The sequence below is a fragment of the Metallibacterium sp. genome, from assembly GCF_054637675.1.
Window position 1 is genome coordinate 1 of record NZ_JBTSRB010000097.1, and the last position, 3695, is coordinate 3695.

The 3695-nt window shown below is 66.1% G+C and carries 4 protein-coding genes and 1 pseudogene; 1 reads left to right on the forward strand and 4 read right to left on the reverse strand.

Going from position 1 to position 3695, the window contains the following annotated elements; all coding sequences use genetic code 11:
* Nucleotides 1-111 precede the first annotated feature (111 nt).
* The 3 genes and pseudogenes from ACYDAT_RS15775 to ACYDAT_RS15785 form a co-directional block, all read right to left on the reverse strand.
* Nucleotides 112-456 carry a hypothetical protein gene (locus ACYDAT_RS15775; protein WP_461451359.1) on the reverse strand — a complete coding sequence of 115 codons (345 nt, stop codon included), beginning with the start codon at nt 454-456 and terminating at the stop codon, nt 112-114.
* Between the two features lie 162 nt (nt 457-618).
* Nucleotides 619-840 (reverse strand): hypothetical protein, encoded by a 222-nt coding sequence (locus tag ACYDAT_RS15780; RefSeq protein ID WP_461451365.1) that lies wholly within the window; start codon nt 838-840, stop codon nt 619-621.
* A 16-nt stretch (nt 841-856) separates the two neighbouring features.
* A pseudogene (locus ACYDAT_RS15785) lies at nt 857-1210 on the reverse strand (methyltransferase family protein); the annotation flags it as partial.
* 48 nt (nt 1211-1258) lie between these two features.
* On the opposite strand from ACYDAT_RS15785, the gene ACYDAT_RS15790 reads away from it, so the two are divergent.
* Complete coding sequence (locus tag ACYDAT_RS15790; protein WP_461451361.1) at nt 1259-3526, forward strand: M20/M25/M40 family metallo-hydrolase; 2268 nt, start codon at nt 1259-1261, stop codon at nt 3524-3526.
* Here the strand turns inward: ACYDAT_RS15790 and ACYDAT_RS15795 are convergent.
* A partial coding sequence (locus tag ACYDAT_RS15795) for a hypothetical protein (RefSeq protein WP_461451363.1) occupies nt 3489-3695 on the reverse strand: 207 nt, incomplete at its 5' end. The two genes, ACYDAT_RS15790 and ACYDAT_RS15795, sit on opposite strands and share 38 nt — an antisense overlap.

The window sequence follows — 3695 nt, forward strand, 5'->3', positions numbered from 1 at the left end:
GGGGTGGGTGTCTCGGACGCCGACTTCGCCGCCATTCCCATCGACCGCAACGCCTTCCACGGCGACTGGAACTACACCATCAAGCCTGCATAGAAGTGCACACTTAATTTGTTAACGATCTCTTAGCATCACGAAGCCCCAGAACAGCCCAGACAAGCCGTGCCGCCAAGCGCGTGATCCATTCAAGCCAAAGCTCGTGAAGCGCCGTCGTTCGAGCCGCGCCATGCCGGCAAGAACCAGCAAGTACACCAGCAACAGGAAACCATCGTTCAACATCGCGAATGCTGGCGTCAGCAGCGCCTTGCCGCCCGACTTCAGAGATGCGAAAAACCCTGGCGCCAGCGTCATCAGCGCATGGTTCAAAAGAAGGCGCAAGATCCCGAGCAGGATCGTTCCGCAAACCAGGAAGATCAGAACCCGCCAGCCCGCGCGCAGTCCCTCGTGGCCTAGCAACATTCATCGTATCCATGCTCGCATCAATCATTCCTCCCGCCGTATTCATGAGGCTGTCCGAGGCATCACCTCGCCAATTCAGCGAAGCGCGTGCCGAAGGCTGGCACCCTTCAGCGCCCTGATCAGGTCAGCCATGCCGCACGGTACATCGACATCGCCGATCACCTACATGATGACGGCAAAGGCACTGCCGACCAAAGCGTCGCACCAGGCCACTTGGATGTTTTCCGTCCGTGCTGCCGGATGGTTCACCGCGCTGATCCCGCTCACCAGACACCCGGGAGCAGATGCTTCGTACGCTGACAATATGCTCGGCAGGTCTGCACCGAATGCAGCCGTAAGCGCAGCTTCCTCCTCGTGGATGCGATTGAAATAGATCGGCAGCAAAGATCCCCATGATCACGACGAGGCTGAGCCAATTGACGAGCGCAAGGCTGAAGCCAAGGAATACAAGCAGCGCGCCCAGATAGGATGGGTGACGGATGTGACGATACAGCCCGCGCTCCACGATCCGATGATCCGCGAGGACGGCCACGTTGGGCGTGCGGAACCGTCCCAGTTGGGCGATGGCGGTGGCGCGCAGCGCAATGCCCAGTCCCATCAGATAAAGACGAGGCCACTTGCAGCAGTGCGGCGGCGCGCATGGCCCTGTAAGGCTCACGCGCACTGATAGAGCCGGCGAAGGGCGGCAGACCCGCCGTACAATCCACTTGGGTCGGCGCATCGGCTGAGCCGCGTGCCGGTACGGGTAATCCATAATCGCCGCAAAAGGCCTACCCACTCTTGGGGTCCGCGGGGAGTCAATATGAAAGCCATTGCACGAATCATCGTCGCGGCCGCCGTCGCGGGCAGCATGATCGCCCCAGTGTTCGCGAGCACGCCGCCGAATTTCGCCGTGCTGAGCCGGATCGTGGCGGTGTCCGGCTACGAACAGCAGCTCACGGCCGCGATCGCGCACCAGCTTGGCGCGCTGCATCCGCACACCGACAACCTCGGGGACGTCTGGGTCACGGTCGGAAGCGGCTCGCCCCATCGTCTCATCGTCGCCGCCATCGATCAGCCGGGCTACGTCGTCAGCGGCATCACCGCGCAGGGCTATCTGCGCGTACAGCGTCTGCCGCAGCACGAGCCGAACCCCGTGTTCGACACGCTGAGCTTCGCGCAACCGGCGTACGTCGTCACGTCGAAGGGGCTGTTGAACGGCGGATTTGCCGGGCTCAGCATCCATCTGGCGCCGGGCCGGCTGGACCCGCCCTCGATGTCGCACATCGACAATCTGTATCTGGACATCGGCGCGAACTCGGCAGCCGAAGCCCGCGCCGCCGGCGCCGACATTCTCGATCCGGTGCGTCTGGCGCAGCCGCCGATGACGATCGGTGCCGACGACGAAGCGGGTGCCGCGGCGGGCGACCGCTTCGGCTGGGAGGCGCTGCTCGAGGCCGCGCAGGGGCTCACGCACGCGCGGGCCCGCGGAACCACGACCATCGCCTTCGTAACCCAGCAATGGCTCGGAGGGCGGGGCCTGGCGCGGCTGCTGACCGAACTGCCCGTCGATGAAATGATCTTCGTGGGACGGATCGACCCGCAGGCGCCCGCCGCGGGCGGGACGATTTCAGGCCTGCAGCCCGGCGACGGAGTGGTCATCGGGACGACGGCCGCGGGCGCGACGCGCCTGCCCCAGACATTGCAGTCGCTGGCGCTCGCGCACCACATCGCGGCGCGAACCGTCGCCGCCAAGCCACCGGTGATCGGCGGCTTCGGCGACAAGCCCGCGCTGCCGCAGCGTTTCGCCCTGCTCGGCGTGCCGACGCTCTATCCGGTGACGCCGGCCGAGACGTTCTCGCGGGCGGACCTGCGCCAGCTGACGCGCCTGCTCGAGGACTACATCGGCGAACCGGTGACCGCCATGAGCGCGGCGAACGACCCCTTCGATGCCGCGCGGACACCGGCCGCGGGCACCGGCATGCCGTTGCTCGATCACGCCACCGCGCCGCATGCGCAGGTGTTGAAAACGCTCGAGACGATGACCACCGCGTACGGCGCGAGCGGCCATGAGCAGGGCACCCGCGTGGCCATCCGCAGCCGGCTGCCCGCCTGGGCGCGGCGGCTGACGCACGTCGATCCGGCCGGCAATCTCGTGCTGCATCTCGGTCATGCGCTGCCGGGCGTGCATGTGCCGACGATCCTGTTCGATGCGCACATGGACGAGATCGGCTACCAGGTCACACATATCAAGCAAGACGGCCAGCTGGTCGTGCGCGAACTCGGCGGGTTTTATGGCCGCTACTACCTCGGCCACGTGATGCTGGTGCACCTGCCCGATGGGCGCAGCATCGGCGCGGTGCTGGGGCTGCCCTCCGGCTGGGATCGGCCGGGCTTCAAGTGGCCGCCGGCGTTGAGCACGCTGAACGCGTCGGCTGATGCCTATGTGGGCACCGACTCGCGCGCCGCGACCGAGCAGCTCGGCATCCGCGTGGGCGATTTCCTGACGATTCCGAAAACCTACCGGCCGCTGCTCGGATCGCACTTCCAGATCCGCAGCATCGATGACCGCGTCGGCGATACGGCGCTGATCGAGGCCGTTCGCGCGCTGGGTCCTGATTTTGCCCGCAAGTATCCCGGCCACCAGGTGACCTTCCTGTGGACGACGCGCGAAGAGGTGGGTCTGGAAGGCGCGGCGGCCTACGCGGCGCGCGTGGCCAAGCTCGGGCGGGAACCGGATGTCGTGTTCGCCGTCGACATGTTTGTCAGCAGCCAGTCGCCTCTGGAGACGCAGCGATACGGTGATACCCCCCTCGGGAAAGGCTTCGTGGTGCGCGCGGTCGACCTGTCCCACGTCGATCCGCCCGCCGACGTGGCGCGGGTCGTCGCCCTGGCCCGCGCGAACCACATCCCCGTGCAGTACGGCGTGACCGGGGGTGGCAACGACGCCGCGGTGTACACGCGCTACGGCAGCAACGCCGTGGCGCTCGGCTGGCCGACCAAGTACTCGCACTCGCCCGCGGAAGAGTCGGATACCAAGGACGTCTACGGGCTCAGCCGCATTTGCACCCTGCTCGCGACGCAGTGGTGAAGCGAATTTGGCAGGTGCGGCAATGCGCCATTGCGTGCATCAGGGTCTTGGCGGGGTTCACCGCCAGCGGTGACACGACCACGCGGCGCGTATCGGGCTTGGCGTATCCCTGCTCGTTGCTGTTGCTGTGCTCGAACTGATTATTGGTGGGTGGTACAGGGCCGCCCCC